We start from the raw sequence: 24,584 nt of genomic DNA, 5'->3' as shown, positions 1-24,584 counted from the left end.
GGCGTAACTCGCGGGGGTCAGCCGAAGCGGTAGCCGACGCCCCAGACGGTGGTGAGGATCCTCGGGGACGCGGGGTCGGTTTCGATCTTTTCGCGCAGCCGCCGGACGTAGACGCTCACCATCGCGGTGTCGCCGACCTGCCACTGCCAGACCTGCTGCATGAGCTCGTCCTTGCGCAGGGTCCGGCCGGCGTGGGTGAAGAAGAACTCCAGCAGGTCGAGTTCGCGGCTGGTGAAGCGCAGCGGGCGCCCGGCCTTGGTGGCGTGCCGGGTCGCCGGGTCGAAGGTGAGGTCCTCGACCCGCAGTTCCCGGGGCGCCGGGGCCGCGGCGACCGGCTGCGCGGTGGCGCGCCGGAGCAGTGCCTGGGCGCGCAGCGCGAGTTCGCGCGGGCTGAACGGCTTGGTGACGTAGTCGTCCGCGCCCAGTTCGAGACCGTGGATGCGGTCCTCCTCCTCACCGAGCGCGGTGACCAGGATGATCGGCACCGAGCTGATCTCCCGCAGCCTGCGGCACACGTGCGTGCCGTCGAGCCGGGGCAGCATCCGGTCGAGGATCACCAGGTCGGGCCGGAACGCGGAAAAGCTGTCCAGCGCCATGACCCCGTCGCTGGCCACGGCGACCAGCATCCCGGAATGGCTCAGGTACCCGGCGATCACCTCGGCCATCGTCGGATCGTCCTCGACCACCAGGACCCGATGATTCCGTGGCGCGGTCTGTGTCCGCTCGTCTGGCCCGCCGGTCACTGCACCTTCCCGTCACTGCCGCCCACCGCTTCGAGAGTAACGGGGGTGTGCAGTCAGTGACCGGCGAGGTAGGGCGTCTGCACCTGGACGGTCCGGCGCCGGGTGGCGTACTGCGCGCGGCCGGGCGGCAGCTTCACCGGCCGGACGTCGTTGAACAGCGGGCCCTCCGACGGTGGGCAGGACAGCAGCGCCACCGGCGTGTTGACCTCGGCGAGCCTCCTGAGCAGCGGGTCCTGCTGGGCCCGGCCGATGGTGGTGGCGCTGCGCGCGACGACGACGTGCAGGCCGATCTCGTGGCCTTGGGCGAGGAAGTCGAGCAGGGCGTGGAACGGGGTGTCCATCGGATCGGTGCCGATCAGGTCGTGGTCGTCCACCACGAGGAACAGCTCCGGCCCGGTCCACCAGTCCCGTGCCGGCAGCCGGTCCGGGGTGATCTCCGGTCCCGGCAGGCGTTTCGCCATCGCCCGCGCCGAGCCGGTCACCGCCTCGCGCACCAGCTCCTTCGACACCGCGTAGCCCAGCCGGTACTCCTCGGGCACGGCGTCGAACAGCTGCCGGCGCGTGTCGACGAAGGTGATCCGCGCCTGTTCCGGCGTGTAGCGGGCGGCGACCCCGCGCGCGACGTGCCGCAGCAGGTTCGTCTTCCCGGTCGCGTCGTCGCCGACGACCAGCAGGTGCGGGTGCTCGGTGAAGTCGTGCCACAGCGGGTTCATGTCCTCGCCGGACAGGCCGAGCGGGATCCGGAGCGCGCCCTCGGCGGGCGGCAGGTCCGCCGGGTCGAGCACCGCGGGCAGGGTCCGCACCGGCGGCGCGGCCGGTCCGTGCCACGCCTGCGCGATCGCGTGGACGAGCGCGGCCGAGCCCGCCGCCGGGTCCTCGTCGGCGCCGAGCCGGGGCAGCGCGGTGAGGAAGTGCGCCTTGTCCTCGGTCAGCCCGCGCCCGGGGATCTTCGGCACGGTCGCCGCCGCGCGCATGTTGATCATCGACTCGACCGGATCGCCGAGGCGCAGCTCGAACCGGGTGCCGAGCTGGTCACGCAGCCCGCTGGTGACCTCGCCCGCCCGGGTCGCGGTGACGACCAGGTGGACGCCGTAGTTGAGCCCGCGCGCGGCGAGCAGGGTGAACGTCGGTACGAGATCCATGAAGTCCTGGCGGATGGTGGCCCAGCCGTCGACGACGAGGAAGACGTCGCCGTACTCCTGCTCCGGCAGCCGCCCGGCCGCGCGGCGGCGGCGGAAGTCGGCGATGGACTCGATGCCCAGCTCGGCGAACCGCTGCTCCCGTTCGGCCAGCAGCGAGGTCACCTGCTTGATCGTGCGGTGCAGGCGTTCGGTGTCGAGCCTGCCGGTCACGCCGCCGACGTGCGGCAGCCCGGTCAACGCGGTCAGTGAGCCGCCGCCGAAGTCGAGGCAGTAGAACTGGACCTCGCGCGGGGTCCGGATCAGCGCGAGCGCGGTGACCAGCGTGCGCACGAGCGTGCTCTTGCCGCTCTGTGGGCCGCCGATGATCGCGACGTGCCCGCCCGCGCCTTCGAGATCGGCCATGAGCGGTTCGCGCAGCTGCTCGAAGGGCCGGTCGATGACCCCGGCTGGCACGGCCATCCCGCGCTCCTGAGCGTCCACTGTGGTCAGTCCGCGCTCGGCGGACCTGGTCAGCGCGGGCAGCAGCTCGGTCAGCGACGGCGGGACGTCCAGCGGCGGCAGCCACACCATGTGCGCGGGCGGGCCCGAAGCGTCGAGCCGCGTGACCGCGACACCCAGCAGCGTCTCCCCGGTCTCCTCGATCTCGGGCTCCTCGGCTGTGGGGAGTTCGCGTGGCGGGACATAGGCCGGGGTGTAGGGCACGATCTGCCGCGCCACGATCGACTGCCGGGTTTCCCGCCGCACCTGGCGGTAGGTGCCCGAGACGTAGGCGGCCTTGAACCGGGTGAGCGTGTCCACATCGGTCTTGAGGAACCCGTTGCCCGGCTGCGGCGGCAGCTGGTAGGCGTCCGGAACCCCCAGCACACCACGGCTTTCCATGGCCGAGAACGTGCGCAGGCCGATCCGGTAGGACAGGTGCGATTCGAGCTGGTGCGTGCGGCCCTCGTCGAGCCGCTGGGAGGCGAGCAGCAGGTGCACGCCGAGGCTGCGGCCGAGCCGCCCGATCATCACGAACAGGTCCATGAACTCGCGGTGCGCGGCGAGCAGCTCGCTGAACTCGTCGACCACGACGAACAACGTCGGCAGCGGGTCCAGCGGTGTGCCCCCGGCGCGCGCCGTCTCGTATTCGAGCACCGAGCTGTAGTTTCCCGCGCTGCGCAACAGTTCCTGCCGCCGGATCAGCTCACCGTGCAGCGCGTCCTTCATGCGCTCGACGAGCACGACCTCGTCGGCGAGGTTGGTGATCACCGCGGAGGTGTGCGGCAGCCGGTCGAGGCCGAGGAACGTCGCGCCACCCTTGAAGTCGACGAGGACGAAGTTCAGCGTCTCCGAGGAATGCGTCAGTGCCAGGGAAAGCACGAGGGTCCGCAGCAGTTCCGACTTCCCGGAACCGGTGGCGCCGATGAGCATCCCGTGCGGTCCCATCCCGCCCTGCGCGGACTCCTTGAGGTCCAGCTCGACCGGGGAACCGTCGGCCCCGACCCCGATCGGGACCCGCAGCCGGGCCGCGCCGGCGTGCCGGGCGTGCAGTTTCGCCAGGTCCGCGCCGCGCAGGTCGAGGATGTTGAGCAGGGTGGTCAGCTCGAAGTCGGTGGTGAGCGGCTCGGTGCTGTCGGTGGCCACCGCGAGCCGGTACGGCGCGAGCAGCCGCGCGAGCGACGCGGCGCGAGCCGGGCCGAGCGTGTCCGGCGTGCCGATCGGCGTCGCGGTCTCCTTGCCGCCGCGTTCGGTGCGTACCAGCTCGGCCTTTCCGCTCTCGACGCGCAGCAGCAGCGTGCGCGCGTCGGACTGCCAGTCCAGCGCGGTGCCGAGGTCGATGACCGTGACGTTGCGGTACCCGGCGCCGGCCATCCGGCTGCCGTGCGCGGTGCTGGCGCCGTCGAGCACGACGACCGTGTAGGGCTCGTCCTGGCTGGGCACGGCGTCGCGGTCGAAGAACGGGCGCCCGGCCAGTTCCTCGCCGAGCAGGCCCTCCAGCTCGCCGACCGATTCGGCGACCAGCCGCACCGGGCCCGCGCCGTCGGTGTCGGCGGGGTGCAGGTGGTGCGGCAGCCACTTCGTCCACGACCACGCGGCGTGTTCCTTGCCGACGACGACGATCCGCAGGTCCCGCGGCGCGTGGAACACCGCCAGCTGGGCCAGGATCGCGCGGGTCAGCCCGCACGCCACCTCGGCGTCGCCGCGCAGCAGCACCCGCGCGTACGACCGCAGGTACACCGCGATCGGCTGGTCCGGCACCGTGCCGTAGGCCCGGATGAACCGGCGCAGCGCGTGCGCGCAGAGCGGTTCGAGGTCTTCGACCGGTTTGGTGGACAGCGGGGACAGCCGGGTCCCCAGCTGCTGGTCCCCGACCGCGATCCGGACCTCGCCGAAGTCCGGGTGCTCCGGCCGGGTCTCCCACAACCGGGACGTGCGGACCAGCGACCACAGCGCCGGTGGGGCCGGATGCCGCCAGGCCTGCGCGCGCTGCTGGTCGCCGATCGTCGCCCGGACCTTCTTCCTCGCCTGGGCCAGGTACCGCAGGAAGTCGCGGCGCGCGCCGGACATCTGGCGCTTGCGGTCGGACGCGGCGCGCAGGAACTGCGCGGCGAGCATGCCGACGGCGGCGAGCAGCATCATGCCGATGGCGAAGTACATCAGCGTGCCGCCCGCCCCGGAACCGGGCCGCAGGAAGATCATCACCATCGCCAGCGAGGACAGCGCCATCGGCAGGTAGGTGATGACGCCGCTGAAGCCACTTTGGACCTCGGGCAGTTCGGGTGGCTCCTGGAGGCTGATCTCCCCGGACGGCATCGGCGGCCCCGGCTGCCGTTCGGGGCGGCGGAACAGCACGACGCTCACGGCGGTGTCCTTTCCGGTCGGTACTGGCCGGCGAAGAATCGCACGGGGTGGTGCGGGGAAACAGGTCCCGTAAATCGGCGACGTTACAAGCGTGGTGCGTCCGGCTAGCGTTCTCCCGGCGGGGACCCACCGAGGGACGCCCTTGGTGCGTTCAGTGCGACAGGGGCGTCCCTCGGCGCGGTCAGTGCACCGAAGGCGTCCCTCGGTGCGGCCGGACCCGCCGGGGTGACCGAAGAGTCCACAGTGGACAACGGGAGTGTGGAGTGAACAGCACCGTCGCGGGCCTGTGCCGCCTGTCGATCCGGGCGCCGGGCAGGAGCTTCGACCTGGCGGTCCCGGCCGACGTGCCGCTGGCCGACCTGGTGCCCACCATGGTCGGCTACGCCGGGAACGACCTCGACGAGGCCGGGCTCGACCACGGCGGCTGGGTGCTGCAGGACCTCGGCGGGGAACCACTCGACGACGAGGCGACGCCCGAGGCGCTCGGCCTGCGTGACGGGCAGGTGCTGTACCTGCGCTCGCGCGAGGACGCCCTTCCCGCGGTGCACTTCGACGACCTCGTCGACGGGATCGGCGCCGGGCTGCGGGACCGGCCCGGCGCCTGGCGCCCGGCGGCGACGAAGTGGCTGCTGCACGGTCTCGCGCTGGTGGCCGCCACGCTCGCGTGGTCCGCGATCCTGCTGCCGGGGCCGATCCTGCCGCGCGCGTCGGCGGCGATCGTCGTCGCGGTGCTGCTGCTCGCCGCCTCGGGTTCGGCGTCCCGCGCGGTCGGCGACGCCGTGGCCGGGACGTTGTACGGCGTCGCGGCGGTCCCCTTCTTCGCGCTCGCCGGGCTGCTCGTGCCCGGTCCGGCGGCGGCCCCGTCCGCGCTGCTGCTCGCCTCCGCCACCGCCGCGGCGGGCGGGGTGGTGCTCGCGCTCGTCGCGTCCGGCACGCATCCGCACGTCCATCTCGGCGTGCTCGTGGTGTGCGTGTTCGGGGTGCTGACCGCGGGCGTCATGCTGCTCACCGGCGAGGTCGCCCCGGCGTTCGCGGTGACCGCGGTGCTGGCGGTGCTCTTCGGCGCGTTCCTCCCCGGGCTCGCGTTCCGGCTCGCGGGGCTGAAGATGCCGCCGCTGCCGACCACCGCCGAGCAGCTCCAGGAGGGCATCGACCCGCACCCCAGCCGGACGGTCCTCGACCGCGGTGCCGTCGCCGACCGCTACCTCACCGCGTTGTTCCTGGCCACCGGGGTCGTGTGCGCCGCGGTGATCACCGGCCTGCTGACCGCCGGGGGCTGGGCGCCCGCGGTGCTCGCGGGCCTGCTCGGCGCCCTGCTGCTTCTGCACGGCCGCGAGGTCGGCGGCCTCCGTACCCGGCTCGCCGTCGTGCTCCCCGGTGCCTACGGGCTGGTCGCGCTGACGGTCACCCAGGCCGTCCGGCTGGACCTGACCGGCCGGTTCCTGCTCGTCGCCGGTGTGCTGCTCGCCGGTGCCGCGCTGATGGTCGCGGGCTGGACGGTGCCGGGACGGCGCATGGTGCCCTACTGGGGCCGGATCGCCGACGTGGTGCACGTGCTGTTCGCGGTCGCGCTGCTGCCGATGGCGTTGCTGGTGCTCGGCGTCTTCGGCTTTCTCCGCGCCATCAACGGATAACGACTCCAGGAGGAACGGCCGTGCGGTCCCGACGCGACCAGGTTCAGGCGCACATGTTCATCATGGGCAGGCTCAGCGCGGGCATGCTGCGGGCCGACCCCGACATCCCGGACACCCCGCAGCGGCGGACGAGCCGCGGTATCGCGATCGGCGTCGCGGTCACCGTCCTCATCGGACTCGGCACCGTCCTGTTCGGACTCATCAAGCCCGGTGGCGCGACCTCGTGGCAGCAGGCGGGCACGGTCGTGGTCGAGCGGGAGAGCGGCGCCCGGTGGATCTACCTCGGCGGCGAGCTGCACCCGGTGCTGAACCAGGCCTCGGCGAAGCTGCTCGCCGGACCGTCGCTGGCGGTACAGGAGGTTTCCGCGAACTCGCTCGCCGGGACGCCACGCGGCACGCCGATCGGGATCCCCGGCGCCCCGGACGGGCTGCCCGGCGCGGCCGCGCTCAGCTCCGCGCCGTGGCTCTCCTGCGCTGCGCCGCGCGAGGACGGCCGGCCGCGCGACTACACCCTGCTCGTCGGCGAGGCCGACGGGCGCCCGCTCACCGCGGCCGACGCGCTGCTGGTGTCCGGCCCGGACGGCGCGGTGTTCCTGGTGTGGTCCGGGCAGAAGCTGCGGATGGACCCGGCCGCGGGCGGGCCCGCCGCGCTCGGCTACGGCACGGCCGACCCGGTCCGGGTGCCCGCCGGGTTCCTCAACGCGCTGCCGTCCGGCCCGGACCTGGTGGGCCCCGAGGTCCCCGGCCGCGGTGGCGCGGGCCCCGCCCTCGCCGGACGGCCCAGCGTCGTCGGGCAGCTGTTCAAGGACACCGCCGGGCAGCCGTACCTGCTGCGCTCCGACGGGCTGGTGCCGCTCACCCCGGCGTTGTTCGCCCTGATCGGCGGCGACCCGAAGACGCAGAGCGGTGCCTACGGCGGACATCCGGTCGATGTCCGGCCCATCGGCGCCGGGGACGTCACCGCGCACGCCGCGCCGCCCTCGGCGAAGGCCCAGCTGACCCGGGACGGGGCACTGCCCGAGACGCCGCCGGCGCTGCGGCGCGATGATCCCGGTTCCGCGCTGTGCGCGGCCACGGCGTCCGGCGAACGCCTGTCCACGAGCACCCTGCTGGTGAGCAGGGAGGTGACGGACGCGGCGAAACCGCCGAAGGCCCTGCCCGGCGTCGCGCTGTCCTGCGCCGGTCCCGACCGGATCGCGATCGCGCCGGGCAGTGGGGTGCTCGTGCGCAGTGTGTCCACAGGGGACGGAGCGAGCGACGCGCTTTCACTGGTGGCGGACAACGGCGTCGCGTACCCGGTGCCGGGCGCGGAGGCACTCAAGCAGCTCGGCTACGAGGGCGCGCCCCAGGTACGGATGCCCGCGCTGCTCACCGGGCAGCTGCCCACCGGGAACGCGCTCGATCCCGGCGTCGCGGGCAAACCGGTCACCGGGGTGACGGTGACGGCCGCGAAGCGGTGCTGACGTCCCCGTTTCTGGGATATGGCACGGACTCCGGGTCCGGCTTAGGTTCTTCTCGGCAGCTCTTCGGCATCGCAAAGGAGTGAAGGTGACTACGCCGAACATCAGTGTTCCGTATTCCGAACTGGCACGCGGAATCGGCGAAATCCAGAACCACGCCAACCAGATGAACCAGACCAGCATGTGGGTCAGCGACATCCGCTCGCACCTGCAGCAGATGCACCGGTCGCCTTCCGCCCTGCAGTACCAGAACAAGGTGCAGCAGTGGAGCGAGAACTACCAGCTGGTGAAGCGGCAGTTCGACGACATCATCGCCAAGCTGCAGGGCACGATCAACAGCTTCCGTACCGCCGATGACCAGAACCTGGATCTGACGCAGGGCTTCCAGACCACACCGGAGGTCGGCGCGTCCTACGAGAACGCGCTGAGCTGAACCGAGGAGCATTTCGTGAACGACGAACAGTACATCGAGCCGACCAACGTCCAGGCGGTCGAGCACGACATGCAGCAGATCAGCACCAAGATCTCCCGGCAGATCGACTATCTGAAGAGCCACATCACCAAGCTGGTCCAGCAGACCGGTGGTCAGTGGAGCGACGAGTGGAAGATCAAGCAGGACACCATCAACAACGCGCAGGCGCAGATGAACGCGCAGTTCTCCCACGGCACCGGCATTCTCACCAATATGCGTGAGGCGATCCAGCGCACCGATATCAAGAACGCCGCGGAATTCCAGCGCTGATGGGTGGGGAAAAGGGACACCACGGTGGGGACACCATCGCCTTCTCGGAGTCGGCGGTGGCCGACCAGAAGAAGCAGCTGACGGACTTTCGTGCCGATCTGACGTCGAATCCGGCGATCCTCGCCCTGCAGCGCTTCGGCGTCGGGGGTGGTACCCCGGATTCGACGGTGCAGGCCGGATCGTCGGCCATGGGAAACCAGCTGACCACCCAGTTCGCCGCCTTCGCGAAATCGGCCTCGGACCAGTTGAAGGATCTGTCCGGCAAGACCGTGCTCGGCTGGGTCGACGCACTCGAGAACTGGGGCAAGAACTCCCAGGACACCGAGCAGGAGAACTTCGGGTCGGTTCAGCAGTATCAGACCGATTCGGGTCTCGGCGGCCACGCCTGAGCGCACTAGTCGCGGTTGACGGCCGCGTAAGTCCTATCTTCCGGAGGATGCTGTCATGGGTTGGGAACAGGCGCTGACCGCTCTTGTCCCGAAAGAGCAGAAGGTCGTCAACCGTGACGAGTTCGCCGGGCCGAGTTCGGAGTCGTGGATCGCCGCGGTCGGTGTCACCGACAACGACGGCCACGGTGGCGGTGGCAAGGATCCGGCGGCGACCTGGGACGTCTACATCCCGTTCGACACAACCGCCAGTATCAACGGACGGATGCAGACCCGCTCCGGCTATGTCTGGGCGAACCTCGACTGGGGCAAGCTCAACGCCCCCGACGGGCACTGGTCGAAGATCCTCCACATCGGTTCGGAGATCCTCGACCCGCTGGTCCACCCACCCGAGGGCAACAGCGTGGTCAGCAGGCCCAGCTTCACCAACGCGGCGCGGATGCTGGGCGATATCAGCACGTTCCTCGACCAGTGGAGCAGGAAGCTCGCGTCACAGGCCAAGCAGGTGGAGTCCGGCGGGGATCTGGAAGGCCAGGCGGCCAAGACCTATCAGAGCCTTCTGGAGAACGCGGGAAAGCGCCTCGGTGAGTTCGGCAGGCGGCTGGCCGATCCGCTGCTCATCGACGCGCTCAACCGGAGCCGGGACACGCTCGGCAACGAGGTCGTCGGCCTGCTCAACCAGTTCATCGCGTGGCGGGGCACCCCGCTGCACGACCCGAGGGAGGCAGTGCACCAGGCGTTGCTGAACTCCGGGCTCAAGGCCGAAGTGAACTGGAACATCACCAACAACTGGGCCAATGTGACCTCCAACTGGGGCGGCATCTGGGACGAAAGCTTCAAGACCGGACTGGACCGAGAGGCCAAGAACCGGTGGCTCAACCACTACGCGTGGTCCTTCGACCCGTTGTCCGAATCCCTGATGAACGCGACCGAGAGCGCGTACGGCGTCACGGTGAACCGCATCGTGCCCGTCCAAATGGGACAGATCGCGCCGACGACCAAGCCACCTTCGTCCACAGGGGACGGCACCGGCACTGGCTCCGACAACCCCTTCAAGGGAACCGGCACCGGCGACGGCACCGGTGGTTCGGGCGGCCAGGGCACGGGAACGGGCGGGAACGGCGACCTGCCGCCCGGCACGGGCGGCACCGGGACAGGGGCCGGGGGCGAACACGGCCAGAACGGCGACGGTAGCGACGGCGACGTCGGCGACCTGGACACGGGCGACGGCGACACCGGAACCGGCGGCCACGGCGGTCAAAATGACCAAAATGGACAGAACCTGCCCACCGGACAGAACACGAAGGACCAGACCCCGCCACCGATCGGGCCGACCACCACCCACTTCGGCCCCGGCGGAATCGGCACCGGTTCCGGCGGTGGCGGGTTCGGCTCGAAGAACCCGGATCCGGGCGGGGCGGGCACCAGCTCGATCATCGGCCCGGACGGCAACCAGGTCCGTTATCCCGACGGCACACCGATCACGGTCCCGAACGGCTCACGCATCAACCCGGACGGCACCGTGGTCAAACCGGACGGATCGCCGGTGACCGGCAAGAACGGGCAGCCGCTCACGGTGCCGAAGGACTCGGTGCTCCGGCCGAACCAGTCCGGCGGCACGCAGTTGTTCGACCCGACGGCCGGTGGCACCAGCTCGCTCCTCACCCCGGACGGCCAGGTCGTGCGGGGCCCGGACGGGAACCCGCTCACCGTGCCGGACGGTTCGCACGTCAACCCGGACGGCACCGTCACCCGCCCGGACGGCTCGCGGGTGACCGGGTCGGACGGCAACCCGTTGCACGTCGATCCGCGGTCGAAACTCCAGCACAACACGGCGTTGCGGTGGCCGGACGGGTCGACCTACCAGGACGGGAACAACCAGCGGCTTTACCTGCCGCCGGGCTCGGGCATCGGGCCGGGCGGGCAGGTCGTGGACCCGAACCATCAGTCGATGTTCGGGCCGAACGGCGCGCTGCACGTACCGGACACCCCGTACACCAAGAACAAGCTGAGCAGTATGGCCACGTTCCACCCGGACACCCAGGGCGGCGCGAAGTTCTCGGGGGCGGAGATCGGCGATCCGTCGAAACGGAGCACGGCGAACTCCTCGGCGCTGGATCACGCGCTGGAGAAACAGCAGAAGCTCCGGACCGAGACCGGGCCGCACGCACTCGGGGAGACGGGCAAGAACGGGCAGCAGCCGATGATGCCGCCGCCCGGGATGGGCGGGGGCGGCGGCGCCGACGCCAAGGAGCGGCAGCGCACGACCTGGCTGGCCGAGGACGAGACCACCTGGGGCACGGACAGCGGTGGGTTCACCGCGGCCATCGGACGTTGAGGAGAAGGAAATGCACACCCGTCTGCAGGAACAGCTCAACCAGGCCATCGCCGAGCTGACCGAACAGCAGAAGGCGATCGAGGACTGCCAGCGGCACCTGGCCGGCCAGTCCACCTCGGCGCGCTCCAAGGACCGCATGGTCTCGGCCACAGTGGACGCCCAAGGTGGACTGTCCAAACTGGAGTTCCACGACACGCGGTACCGGTCGATGGCGCCCGCCGAGCTCGCCGACGTCGTCACCAGGGTGATCGAGCAGGCCCGCCGGGACATGTTCGGCCAGGTCACCAGCACGCTCCAGCCGCATCTGCGCGGGCTGGCCGACCTGAACGCCTCGACCACCGGCGCCCACGAGTGGGACACCTTCCTCGAACCGCTGCGGAAGATGATGCCGATGCCGATGTTCGACGAGGACCGGAAGTGAGCGAAGCTTGCGAGCGAACCATGGATATCATGCGCTATAAGGGATTCAACACTGCCTCGCGAAGCGAGGCGATCGCATGAGCGAGCCGATCTCCGTCCCGCCCGACCTGAAGCAGAAGTTCGCGAACTTCGACGGATTCTCGAATCTGGTGAGCGAGCAGCGCAGGATCCTCGACGACATCCACCGGATGAACGAGGACGCCGGCGGGCACGGTGACGAGGTCGCGACAAAGTACCACGAGTACACGACGAAGGGCACCGAGAACGTGTCCGGTCTCGTCGAGCAGATCGCCGGTTACCTCGGGCTGACCGGGGAGAGCGGCCACGTCACCGCGAGCACCTTCGACGCCACCGAAGACGGGAACCAGCAGCTGACCACGGGCTGGACACCGACGCCGACCAACGTGGGCAGACCAGGGCACTGACGCCGGGAGCGGCGGGGAAAGGGGAGCGCGGCCGTGTCGCTGATGATCAACCAGGACGGCGTGAACTTCTTCAAGGGGCTCACCGGTTCGGACTGGCCGACGGCCGACGAGGACAAGCTGCGCGAGGTCGCCGCGCTCTACCGCCGGGCGGGGGACAACTTCCCGCGGATCGCCGAGCAGATCCGGCAGCTGACCGTCGCCATCGGCAACGACTTCCACGGCGCGGCGGGCGAGGCGTTCGTCGACCGCATGCGGCAGTTGATCACCAAGAACGACAAGGGGCTCGTCCCACTTGAGACCGCGGAGAAGGCGGTCAAGGCATACGCCGCCTACGCCGAGCAGGTGGCGACGCAGGTCGAGTACATGAAGTACTCCGCGATCATCCAGCTGATCCTGATCCCCGCCCAGATCGCGGCCGCCTACGCGATGGCACCGGCCACCGCCGGGCTTTCCCTGCTGCTCATCCCGACCATCCGCATGGTCGGCCAGATGATCCTCCGGTTCCTGCTGAACCTGTTGCTGGACACCATCGTCTCGATCGCGCTGGCGGTGATCGCCGCGGTGCTGGCCGACGTGATCGCCCAGGAGATCCAGATCGGGCAGGGGCATCGCGACAAGTTCGACCTGGAGAGCCTGGAGAACGCCGTCAAGTCGGGCGCGCTGGCCGGGTCGCTCGGCGGCGCCGCCTCGCTGGGTGCCAAGGCGCTCGGTGACGCGCTGGCGAAGATCGTCACCAAGGATTTCGGCAAGTATCTCGCCCTGAGTGTAGGGAACGCGTTCCCGGACACGTTGAAGGAGTTCGGCGACAAGTTCGGCGCCGCACTGGCGAAGTACAAGACCAACATCGCGCAGTCCTTCGGGGACGCCTGGTCGCAGAACCTGCCCAAGAGCGAGGCGAAGCTGCTCGCGAAGGACCTGACCAAGCTGTTCGAGAAGAGCTTCGAGAACACGCTCAACAGCGCCGAGAAGAAGGCGCTCGGCAAGGCGTGGTCGGACACCTTCACCTCCCATGTCGGGCACGTCGGGAAGGTCGAACTCCAGCAGGAGCTCAAGACCACTGTGGACAAACTGCCGTTCAAGGCCAAGCTGAGCGGTGGTGCCTACCAGGCGCTCACGCACGACGTGCCCGAGGCGGTCTACCAGGAAACCAAACAGCACCTCAAGGGTTCGCTGCCGTACCAGATCCTCAAGCCGATCGCGGGCTCGCCGGTCTACGGTGTGCACGGCTACCTCTCCGAGGGCCTGAACAACCTGGCCTTCAGCGACGAGCACCAGTTCAAGGCGCACTGGTGGAGTTTCACCGGTGGGATGGTCACCGGCGCCGCGGGCGACCTGATGGACAAGTTCATGGGCGAGCCCCTCGCGGACAAGCTCGGCGAGATCGTCGAGAACCTCAAAAACCACGATCTGCCGGACATGCCGGATGTGCCCACCGCCCCGCCGGGAGGCACGTCGTCGAACTTGGACCTCGGTACCGCGCATGGCGACGGCGGGAGCGCGCTGTCGTTTGAGGACGGTGGTGCGCAGCAGGGGTCCGGGAAGCACGACGACCCGTTCGACCCGTCCGACGTGCCCGATCTGACCCTCGATCCCGTCGAAACCGGTGGCGAATCCGCACCGCCCCAGCGGGTGCCGACCAGCTCGGACCACGGGCAGCAGGAGACCGCCAAGCACCCGCAGGAGCACACCGAGCTTCAGCAGGTGAAGAACCTGGAGAAGAAGCTCGGCGCCGCGCCACCCGTACCGGACACCCCACCGGCCGAGCATGTCGAGCACCTGAAGGACGCCCCCGCGGTGCCGACTGCGCTCCCGGACGGGACCCGGCTGGAACAGCTGCACACCAGCGGACACGACGGGATGTCGGCCGGGGAACACCGGCAGTGGGCGGACAAACTCGCTGGGGCGGAGAAGATCGGGCCGCAGGAAGTCCTGAAGGTCATGGCGGACCGCGACGCGCGCTACGACGAAATCACCGAGCAGCACCACGAAAAGCGGGCGAACGACCACGCCGATTTCGTGGCGGACTTCACCAAGAAGTACGAGGAGTTCACGAGTACCCCGCTGCATCTGTCCAAAGAGGAGGGACAGCAACAGGACCTGCTCGCCAGTGCGCCGAGCGTGCCGCACGGCTTCACGACCGACGCGCTGGCCGAGCGGTACCGGAAGGTGTTCGGCGACGGCACACCGGAGACGCAGTCGTCGTGGAAGAACGTCGAAAACCAGGCACTGCGCCTGACCAGGGATCACGAACGCCGTCTGGGGATGACCGACGTCGAGAGTGCGAAGTGGCAGAAGCAGAAAGCGGCCGCCCTCGAACGGGGTGACGAGAAGGCGCATCTCGACCTGCTGAACGAGTACGAGAACCGCCTGCGGGACCTGAACGCCGCCAAGGACGCGGCCGACGAAGCCGCGAAGAAGCTCGAACTGGAGGAATGGCAGGGTCGACTCGACGACCTCAAATCCTTCACGCCCGACCCGGCCCCGGTCAAGACCAGCGCCGATCCCCGGCATGAGAAGCAGGTGCTCGACCTGTTGAAGTCCGCCGAGAAGATCCAGTCGCCACCGGATCTGCCCCGCTCGGACGATCCGCTGCCCCCGCCGCCGTCCCGCGGGCCGGGCGGCGGCCGGGGGCCCTCGGACGAGGACCTCGAAGCCCGGCTCGGCAAGCTCACCGACAAGACGCCCGAAACAGTGCCGGACACCGAGAGCAAGCCGATCGACCTCGGCGACCTCCCCCCGGCCCCGGACCATCGACCCACCACTTCGGACGTCCGAAACGGACACGAAGAGACCGTCGACAAACCGGGAACACCGCCACCACCGGCACGCCCCGCCCCGGGTGAGCAGACTCTGCAACGCCCGCCGGGCGAGCACGAGGCGACGGGACCCGGCGGATCCGTGCCGCGGTCCGACGACCTCGACACCCTGCTCGGCGAGAGCCATACGGTCCCGGAGAACACCCAGCAGCCGGAACAGGAGCAGGCCACCGGTAGCCAGCCGCCGCCAGGGAACATACCGGACCTTATGCCCGAAGAGGACGTTCGGCAGATCCACGAAATCCAGCAGCAGGCCGTCGAAGAACATCTCGAACGAGTGCGTGGCGCGGGTGACGTACCGACCGTCTTCACCCACCTCACCTCGGCGACCGGCGGGTTCACCGTCGAGGTCGAGCACTACCCGGCCAGCCACGATCCGAAGTGGACGATCAAGGAGAAGGCCATCCAGGGCGCGCTGGACAAACTGGCGGCCAGTGGTCATCACCTGCCGGGACCGCTGAAGATCGCGGTCGCCAAGCCGGACACCGAAGACGTTTCGACCCAGGTGTTCCATCTCCGCGACGACGAGGGCATGAAGCACTGGCACATGTTCCTCGGCAACAGGCTCTTCTATCGCAACGACGCCGTCTCCAGTCACGAGACGGTCCGCGGCGGGCTCGGCCACGGCCCCCACCGGGGGGTTCCCCACCGGATCGGCGACGCGGTGGAGGAGGAATACCGGAAGGCGAAGAAGACGCGTGAACTGGGCCTCACGAAGATCGGCTCGTCGGTCTACGAAACCGCGCTCGTCGAGGCCACGGTCGTGCACGAACTGGGGCACGCCCTGCACACCGCGCAGGACCCCGCGCCGTTCCTCGACGTCCAGCAGAGGACGCGGCTGAAGCTCCCGCTCCCACCGGGGCTGCCGTCCGCGCTGAAGGTGAGTCACTACGCGACGAAGAACACTCTCGAGTTCGTCGCGGAGGCGTTCACCGCGAAGGTGTACGGCGAAACGCTGTCCGAGGACGCCGAAGTGGACTACCAGATCTGGGGCGGCCCGCAGCCCGGCGTCAAGCCCTCGGTGCTGGACGATCTCCGGTGGCGCCACAGCGGCAAGACCGCCGCCGAGACCTGGTGGATGCGTCCGGACCATCCGGTCCCGTCCGGCGCGTGGAAGCAGCTGCGCGAGCACGCGCCGGTGAAGACGGTCAGTACCGAGGCCACCGACGTCGGCGAGCGGGCCGGCCGCCCGAGCACGGTGTACCGGGGGCCGATCGCCTACGACCTGCGGTCACTGGAGGTGGCGCCGGGCAAGACGGTGCAGGAGTACACCGTCAAGCTGAAGCTCGACACCGGTTCGGTGTCTCCCGCGCAGGTGGCGGCCGTGAAGAAGGCCGCGCTCGACGCGGTGGACGACATCTACAACCAGGGCTACCGGCTCCCCGGCGGTGACCAGTTCCACGTGCGGCTGGAGTTCGCCGGGCCGGACGAACGGGCCCACGGCACGGTCAAGCTCAGCGAACATGGCAGCACCGACCAGGACCACTGGCTGGTCACCGAACCGGGCGTCGTGTTCGCGCACGAGATCGGGCACTACCTCGGCCTGCCCGACGAGTACGCCGACGCGCGGGCCGGGACGAGGCTGTTCAACGCCCGCGAGGGCAAGGGGCACGTCCACACCGACAACGGCGTCATGACCGGCGGCGTCCGCACCGGGCAGGTCGAGCTCAAGCCGCGCAACCTGTGGCTGATCGAGCAGACCCGGCGCGACCAGGTCACCACGCAGGACACGGAGTACGTTCCGCCGCCAAAGCCCCAGCGAACGGAGAAGGGGCACGGGGCGGGCGAGCTGCTCCTGAACAAGGGAGCCCGGGAACGGGAGCGGCTGCTCAGCGAAAAGCACAACACCCCGATCGGCTCGGTCTCGGGCGGCCAGGTGCTCGATCACACCACGCTGAACAAGATCGACAAGGTGCTGAGCACGGTGCCTTCCGCGCACGCACGGGACAACCAGCGGCTCACCGGCATCCAGGTCGACAAGAGCGACGAGGACGGCAACGCCAGCGGCTACTTCTGGGAGTCCGGCAAGATCCACCTCGTCCGGCCGCGCAACCTCCCCGGCTGGGTGCACAACCGGCTGGATCGCGGGGTCGGCTGGCAGCTCAAGGAGATGGACAAGGGCGCGCTCGCCGACTATCCGTTGCTCACCAAGGAGACCGACGCCACGCTGGGCCTGAACCACGGCGACCGGCACATCATGGGTGGCGTTTCGGACGTCCTCGCGCACGGCAACCTGGTGGAATGGACGCTGCGGCACGAGATCGGCCACTCCGTGGACCACCGGACCCACTGGCAGGATCTGGCCGGTGAAGCACGCTTCGGCGGCTGGGAGGTGTACGAGGACAAGGGGCTGAGCGAGGTCGCCGCGAAGATCCTCACGCATTTCGGGCTCACCGACGAGGAACTGGGCGCCCATGTCCGGCACGGAAAAATCGAAGCAGGGGAAACGGGGAAGAACACCCTGCCGGAAGTGCTCGGCGTGCTCATGACCCCGTTCCTCGCCCGCCGTGATCCCTCGGGCCTGGACAAACTCCTGGCGGATTTCGCGGTACTGGGCGCGGGCGAGAAGATCGCGAAGGCGATCGAGTTCGTCAAGCTCGCGGCCGTCCATCCCTGGATGTTCGACGACGGTCTCGCCCCGAAACTGCGCATCGGCGACCGGATCTACCAGATCGACAACAGCAACGACGGCGCCGGTGGCGAGGGGAAGTGGACCAGTTACCTCGCCGGGGCACGGGAACACGCGGTGTCGAACTACCAGTTCGCCTCGCCCGCGGAATGGTTTGCCGAGGCCTACGCCGCCTACTACGATCCGGCCCCGCTGCCGAAGCAACGGCTCGATCAGCGGGTACGGGACTGGTTCGCCTACGAACCCGCGCTCACAGCGTCCACATCGGACACCGCGGGGCAACCACAGCAGACCGTCGAATCCGCGCTTCCCGAGTCCACATCGGACACTCAGGACGCGCCGTACTATCCCACCCGTCCCGGCGAGCAGGAGGACTTGGCGTCCTGGTTGCGGCAGAAGCTGGCCGAAACCACCCTGCCGGTGCCCGCGCCGGGCCTGCTGGGCGCGCCGGATCTGTTCGGACTGCTGACACCGCCGAAGCCGCCACCGTTCGCGGCCGCCCACGATCACCGGAACCTCACCGCGGCACAGGGCGTCCACCTGCTCGAACGGCTCGACCTGCGTAACCAGACGCCCGATCCGGATCATCTCAAGCCGGATCACCTCGTCGGGGAGCACGACAAGGATCTCGTCGTATCGGTCGCGGGTCCGACGACCGGATGGGCGAAGACGGACGAAGTGCCACCGCTGCCCGAGTCGCGCGAACTGCCGAAGCTGCGGCACGCGATCTGGCTGGGCGGGCCGCTGGACACCAGCAGCGCGGGCCGGAACGAGATGCGGAACAACCTTGGGGGAGCGCCGGGCCCGGAGGAGGGCGGGCTCCGGAACGTGCTGTGGACCGACGTGCCACGGGCGAAGATCGATGAGCTGTACGCGAAGTCGCACGAGCTGAACGAGACGCATCCGCTGTACGGGGTGTACGAGATGCTCCAGTGGGCGATGGACAACGACGTCATCCTGGTGAACGTCGACGAGGTCTTCCACAGCGAAGCGCCGATGACCGCGCAGCTCGGCTTCCAGACCGAGCTGGTCAAGCAGACCGCGCGGGGTTACGCGGCGGCGAGCGACATCCTGCGGCTGGAGATCGCCCGCCGGTTCGGCGCCTACTACGCCGACGGCGAGTACGCCACGACCGCCGAATCGTTCGTCAGCGCGCAAGAGGCTATCGCTTCGCCCGCGGGTTACGGAATCCACAAGGATGGGACGAAACAGGGCAACGACCTGTTCGTGATCCCCAAGGCACACCCGGTCGCCGACCTGATGCTGACGCAGATCCGGGAGAACCACGCCAAGTCCCAGCAGGAACTCCTGCCGCCGGTCGAGGCCATCGGCGCCAACGCGTTCGTCACCATCCCGTACCTGCGTGCCCGGCGGCATTCGGTGATGGCCCGCACCGGCCCGGACAACCTCGGCACGCTGGCGAAGAGCCTCGGCTATCGGCAGGTGACCGAGCTGCCCGGCCTGTCCGGCCCGATGAAGAGCAGCTCCAGCTGGACCCGGCGGGATCAGCCGCCCCCGGCCCCGATGTCCGATGAGGAAACGCTGGCCCTCACCCAGAAGGTCGTGCAGACCCTGGTGCGGGACCTTCACAACCGCGACGGCGACCTGCACCTGACCGCCGTCGACGGCGTGGTCCGGCGGCACCCGGACCCGGACGCCGTCTGGACCGCGGCGCTCGGCTACCTCGCCTCCCGCCCGGAGCTGGCCTCGCTGGTGCGTAGCGTGACCGATCACGAGCTGATCGCCGTCGACCAGGAGAAGGTGGTCGAGCTGCCGCCCGGCGCGGCCCGGCTGCTGGAGATCGACCGCGGCGACCGGCGGCACTACCTGGCGGAGTTCTCGTATCCGGCGACCATGCACCCGCCGTCGCAGAGCCGCCCGGCGCCGCCGGAAGCCGTCCTCACCCGCCCGCCGAATGTCGACAAGACGACTTCCGGGTCGTCCGGCGGCGCTGTCCGGCCGGAGAACCGGCAGTCGACGTCCCAGGCCGTGACGACCGGGCCGACCACGACCACCGAGCCGCCGACCACTACGGACACGCGCCCGCTGGTCATCGCGAACCTCGCCACCGTGGAGGTGATCGACGGCGCGAAGCTGCGCGCGGAACTCGCCGCCGCCATGACGAGCGCGGGCGTCGACGACCGCGTGGCCAAGGCGCTGCTGGCGTCCTTTTCGGACATCGAGCTGAGGGACAACTTCACCGCGTTCGCGAACGAGGGCGTCACCAAGTCGATCGGGCACGCGAAGGACGCGGTCGAGGTGACCGTCCACCTGGGACTCGACGGCGAGGCGAAACCCGTTACCCCGGAAGACGAATCGGCGAAGCACAAGATCACCGACGTCGAGGGTGACCACGGGAAGACCCCGGCCGAGCTGGCTTCGGTGGCGCCGCGGGACAAGGGCGGTTCGGCCTCGCTGTCGGCGGGCACCGGCACCGCGACACCGGTGCGGACGGCCGAGCTGTCCCTCGGTGTCAAGGGTGGCGCGTCGACGACGTGGAAGTCCGCGCACACCACGGAGGCGTCGCTGAAGTCGGTCGTCGAGCTGACCTCCGCCACCACGACGACCCGGCACACGCTGACCTATGAGTTCCAGCTGCTCACCTTCGGCCACACCCGCGCCGGTACCGGGGCCCAGCTGGACGGGGTGACGCTCACCGCCCCGGCCGTCACCCGGGCTCCGGCACCGGCACCGGCCGCCGAGACGTCGACCCTGCCGCCGCTGACCAGCCTGCGTTCGGCCTTCCTGCGGGGCGACCGCGGCCTGCTCCATGCGGTCATCGAGGGAATGCCGCCGGACTCGCCGGTGCGTGCCGCGGTGACCGTCCTCGGTTCGGCCACCCGGGACGCGCTGATACAGCAGCTGACCGGCAAGGGCCTGTCGACCCGCGCGCCGGACGTGCTCGGCGGGCACGCGATCACCAAAACCCTCACCTTCGGGCAGCGCGCGGCGACGCTCCAGATCCAGGCCGCGGCCAGGAACGCGGTCCCGCTGGTGCGCGGCGATGGCTCGGTGACGCGGACCGTGGACGGCAAGAACGACCACGCCACGACGCAGAAGTCCAAACAGGCCTTCGAGATGAAGTGGGGCGGCGGCGTGTCGTTGTCGTGGCCCGGTGCCGGCGGCTACGGGCTCGGCGCGCGAGGTGACCTCAACCTGACCGGCTCGGCGAGCGGGACCGGAAGCGACGAGCTGAGCGCGGTGCACACGTCCGGGACGAAGGTCCAGTACGAGGCGACGACCAAGGGCGCCGTCACCGCCTACCGCGCCGACCTCCGCTACACGGTCCAGCTCACCGTCGACGACGGGCCCACGACGACCATTGTGGACGATTACCCGGTCGTGCAAGGCGCGACGGTCTGGCTGACCGCGCAGGAGGCCTTCGAGCAGGGCTGGGACACCACGCCGGTCGGACAGTCCACAATGGACGAAATCGGTGCGGGCGCGCTCGCCATCGCGCCGGCGTCGGTGCTGGGGGTGGGTTCGGCCGCGCTGCCCGCCGCGGCGCTGGCCGGCCGGGTCCAGAACCTGCTGTCCGGGACGGCGCTGCGGCACCGGAACTGGGTCCGGCACCAGCCCGCGCACCTGCTGGTGAACCAGGAGCTGGTCAAGACCGCGGTGACCCCGCAGTTCCTCGCCGCGCACAGCGCGGACCTGTTCGGCAACGGCCTTTCCCTGTTGCTGGCCACGGAAACCCACGCCGGGACCTCGACCGGCACCGAGTACGTCCGCGCGGTCATCCGCGCGACGCCGCAGGACACACCGGCGCTCGTCCCCGCGCGGGCCACCACGCTGAAGACGACGACACAGGCGGTCACCTCCGGCGAGCACACCTCGGCGGTGAAGGGGAACTGGGGTGGAGGCGGCGGGGTCGGCGGGGTGCTCCCGATCTCCCCGTGGTCGGTCATGCGCACCCTCCAGTTCTCGGTCACCCACAACCGGAAGTTCGGCGACATCGAGACCGGTACGACGGCTTCCGGCGGGTACGAGCACGAAAAATCCTGGCAGTCCTCCGAGGTACACGGCTACCGGCAGAAGGTCCGTTACGACATCACGGTGTACGGCAAGAACGGCGAGGTCCGGAAGGACATGCTGACCGCTGAGGCGCGGTTCGAGGCGGCGGGCGGAAAGCGGTTGCTGGGCGCGGCGACCACCGCGCCGCGCACCGGTGTGGCCAAGCTCGTCGACAGCGGGACCCCGGCACTGCCGCCGGAGTGGCAGCAATCCTCGCTCCCCGACGACTACGCGGTGCACAGCATCGAGCTCCCGCCAGGGCTCGCCGAACTGCTCGCCAAGGCGGTGACCGGGAAGGAGGATGGGCTCGGCCCAGTGGCCGGGCACCGCGCGCACACCTTCGTCAGCCCAAGCGCGCTGGCCGCGCATCTCGACAAGGCGGCCACCGGTACCTATCGGACCCCGTTGCACCGGTACGGACAGGGCGAGCTGTTCACCGGGTACCGAGACCAGCTCGGCACCGGGTCGCTGTGGCTGCGGTTCGCCAACGCCAAGGTGCTCGACCACGCGGAGAGTCTCGAACTCACCGTGTCCGGCAAGAACAAGAGCGGCCATGGTCACTCCACAGTGGACCGCAAGGTGTGGGACCTCGCGCTCGACGGACGGACGAACCTGCGGGTCAACAGCGAGGCTTCGGTGGTGCCACAGGGCACCTACACGCTGACCAGCGAGCACACGGACGGGACCGGCGCGAAGTTCGAGCACGAGGCCGGTCGTGGCCGCACCTACACCGGCCCGGCCTATCTCGTGTCCCTCGACACGAGCATGGTGCTCACCGGGCAGGACGTCCGGCACACCAACGTGGTCGTCGGCGACCACTTCGGCGAACAGCACGAAACCCACTTCCAGCTCGACATCCCGGACGCGGTGCGGCTGTGGGTGCCCGCCGGTCAGCTCGACCGGCTCGGCCCGCTCCAGGGGGAGATCCCGTCCGTCCCCGCACCCGCCCCGGTGCCCGCACGCGAGTTCGTGCCGGTGACCCATCCCGGCCTCGGGCACGCCGCCGTCCGCTCGGAGGTGACCGCGCTGCTGCTGCCCAAGCTGCTGGCCGCACTGTCCACAGTGGCCGAACCGGTACTGCCGGGGCCGGTACGGGACGGGCTGCTCGGTCAGGTGCGGGGCATGGCCCGGTCGATGCGTTCCTGGCTGTTCGAGCCGGGGGTGTCCGCGCTCGGCACCGCGCTGTCCCCGCACCTCGCCGCGCAGATCTCGCCGTCCGGGCTCTCCGCGCTGTACGGCGATCTGCTCGGCCGAGGGGTGCGGTTCGTCCAGTCCCACGACGGTCCGCTCGGCCGCACCGACATCGCGGTGAAGCTCAGGGCCAGGCAGGGGCCGGGCAGGCTGGAGGACGACTCGGACCGGTGGAAGCTCAAGGACAAGTACAAGGCGGCGGTGGAACGTACCGGGAAGACCACGTCGCTGATGACCGAAGCGATCGAAACCCCCGTGGTGTGGAGCGCCTTCCCGAACGGCCAGGTCCAGTCGAACCCCGGCTGGGCGGGCAGTACCGACGGCAGCCGCAAGAACGAGCTGGCGACCACGTTCACCGGCAAGGACGAGTCCGAGCACACGCTGAGCCACGAGGGGAAGACCGTTTCGTTCGTTCACGACCTCGAACTCTTCCTGGAGGTGGAGAAGGTTTCGAGCTGGGGCCGCGCGCCGAAGACGGTGACGGCCGGCCTGCTCGATCGGTGGTTCCCGCCGGTCACGGTCACCACCGAGAAGGCGCTCGACACGATTCCCGGGGCCGTCCGCGTCACCGTCGCCGAATCGGACGCGCTGCCGCTGTTGTCCCCACCGTCCCCGGTGAACCCGGCCGCGGTGGGACAGCCGCTGCCGGAAGGGGTTCGTCCCCTGCTGCGTGCCGACGAGGTCCACACGGTGCTCGACGAGGTGCTGGACGGCGTGCCCCCTGGCGAGTCGACCGGCAAACCGCCGCCGAAGCTGCCGGCCGACGCCGGGGGCAGCAGGCAGCTGATCGAGCACGCGACCCGGCCCAGCATGTTGTCCGCGCACGCTTCGAGCCTGTTCGGCGCCGAGGGGTACCGCGTCGGCGGTCTCCACCTGGACCGCGCGTTCACCGGCCTGCTCAACCACGGCCAGCTGACCGCGCTCACCCTGCACGCCGAACTGCTGGACGCCCGGGTGACCCACCAGTCGTCGAGCGGCACGTCCACCACCGGCAAGACCGTCCACAGTGCACTCGCCGACAGCGCCGCGACCAGGACCCAGGCGGCGGGCACCGGGGTCAAGGCCAGCGGCAGCGGCCAGGTGTGGAGCACCGCGGCCGGGCTCCCGCTGCCGGGCGAGGCGGGTCGCGCCGCGACGGAGCTGACGGTGAAGGGCCCCGCGCTGGAGTACAAGGAGGCCGAACCGCTCAAGATCGGCGGGAAGACCGAGGAGACCGAACACGAGTCGAGCGGCCCGACGTACCTGGTGACCGGCGACGTCCGGTGGAAGGTTACGCCGGAATACCGGGGGAAGGCCCCGGAACACTGGACGCGCCCGCGTTCCGCGCGCGGCCGGGGCGCGGTGGTGTTCCGCACCGACGCGGCGGGGCTGCGCGCGCTCGGGCTCGACCCGCCGCCGGAGCAGGAAACCCCGGCTCCGGCCCCGGCCGGGGAAGAGCCGTCGGCCGAGCCCGAGGAGGAGTTCCACGACGCCGTCGCGTACCAGGACGAGGAATCCGCGCGGCGTGCCTGGGAAGCCGTCCGCGACCGCTGGGCGGGCTGGACGGATCGGGGAAAGCAGTCCACCGCGGACGCCGTGAACGCGCGCCGGATCGCGGCGGCGGCCGGGCTGCGGTTCGATCCGTCCTCGCCGGAGGACCGGCACGTGCTGGCGCTGCTCGCCCGGATCCTCCGCGACGAGGGGGAACCGGTGGCGACGGAGTACGCCGAGGGCCTGAAACGGTACGGCGGCGAGGACATGTTCGTCCGGGAGCTCTCCGGCTCCTGACCGGGATGTCCCCGAAACCGGGACTGGCCGGGGCGG

Annotated in this window: 11 protein-coding genes; 9 read left to right on the top strand and 2 right to left on the bottom strand. The window is 70.0% G+C overall.

Annotated elements, in window-relative coordinates; translation table 11 throughout:
• Positions 1–17 precede the first annotated feature (17 nt).
• Positions 18–743: a response regulator transcription factor gene (locus ABD987_RS12300; protein WP_345390860.1), complete on the bottom strand. Its 726-nt coding sequence runs from the start codon at positions 741–743 to the stop codon at positions 18–20.
• A gap of 53 nt (positions 744–796) precedes the next feature.
• On the bottom strand, positions 797–4,726 hold the full coding sequence (eccCa, locus tag ABD987_RS12295) for a type VII secretion protein EccCa (RefSeq protein ID WP_345390858.1): 3,930 nt from the start codon (positions 4,724–4,726) through the stop codon (positions 797–799).
• A gap of 263 nt (positions 4,727–4,989) precedes the next feature.
• Between eccCa and eccD the strand changes: the two genes are divergently transcribed.
• The 9 genes from eccD to ABD987_RS12250 all read left to right on the top strand — a co-directional run bounded on the left by eccD (position 4,990) and on the right by ABD987_RS12250 (position 24,548).
• Positions 4,990–6,360, top strand: coding sequence for a type VII secretion integral membrane protein EccD (gene eccD / locus ABD987_RS12290; RefSeq protein WP_345390855.1), 1,371 nt, complete (start codon positions 4,990–4,992; stop codon positions 6,358–6,360).
• A gap of 20 nt (positions 6,361–6,380) precedes the next feature.
• The gene (gene eccB, locus ABD987_RS12285) at positions 6,381–7,823 is read left to right on the top strand and encodes a type VII secretion protein EccB (RefSeq protein WP_345390852.1); all 1,443 of its coding nucleotides are present in this window, start codon (positions 6,381–6,383) and stop codon (positions 7,821–7,823) included.
• Between the two features lie 85 nt (positions 7,824–7,908).
• A complete protein-coding gene (locus ABD987_RS12280) occupies positions 7,909–8,253 on the top strand; it encodes a WXG100 family type VII secretion target (protein WP_345390849.1) in 345 nt (114 codons plus the stop codon).
• 15 nt (positions 8,254–8,268) lie between these two features.
• Positions 8,269–8,562: a hypothetical protein gene (locus tag ABD987_RS12275; protein WP_345390846.1), complete on the top strand. Its 294-nt coding sequence runs from the start codon at positions 8,269–8,271 to the stop codon at positions 8,560–8,562.
• Complete coding sequence (locus ABD987_RS12270) at positions 8,562–8,951, top strand: hypothetical protein (protein WP_345390843.1); 390 nt, start codon at positions 8,562–8,564, stop codon at positions 8,949–8,951. Before ABD987_RS12275 ends, ABD987_RS12270 begins: the two co-directional genes overlap by 1 nt.
• 55 nt (positions 8,952–9,006) lie before the next feature.
• Positions 9,007–11,286 (top strand): hypothetical protein, encoded by a 2,280-nt coding sequence (locus ABD987_RS12265; RefSeq protein ID WP_345390840.1) that lies wholly within the window; start codon positions 9,007–9,009, stop codon positions 11,284–11,286.
• Between the two features lie 10 nt (positions 11,287–11,296).
• The gene (locus ABD987_RS12260; protein ID WP_345390837.1) at positions 11,297–11,707 is read left to right on the top strand and encodes a YbaB/EbfC family nucleoid-associated protein; all 411 of its coding nucleotides are present in this window, start codon (positions 11,297–11,299) and stop codon (positions 11,705–11,707) included.
• 76 nt (positions 11,708–11,783) lie between these two features.
• Entirely contained in the window at positions 11,784–12,131 is a 348-nt protein-coding gene (locus ABD987_RS12255) for a hypothetical protein (protein ID WP_345390834.1), read from the top strand.
• A gap of 42 nt (positions 12,132–12,173) precedes the next feature.
• Positions 12,174–24,548 carry a WXG100-like domain-containing protein gene (locus ABD987_RS12250; RefSeq protein WP_452039175.1) on the top strand — a complete coding sequence of 4,125 codons (12,375 nt, stop codon included), beginning with the start codon at positions 12,174–12,176 and terminating at the stop codon, positions 24,546–24,548.
• Positions 24,549–24,584 lie beyond the last annotated feature (36 nt).

Source organism: Amycolatopsis samaneae, from assembly GCF_039541975.1.
Classification (GTDB): domain Bacteria; phylum Actinomycetota; class Actinomycetes; order Mycobacteriales; family Pseudonocardiaceae; genus Amycolatopsis; species Amycolatopsis samaneae.
The sequence above is the reverse complement of the archived record's forward strand: the minus strand, read 5'-3'. Positions and strand labels throughout refer to the sequence as shown.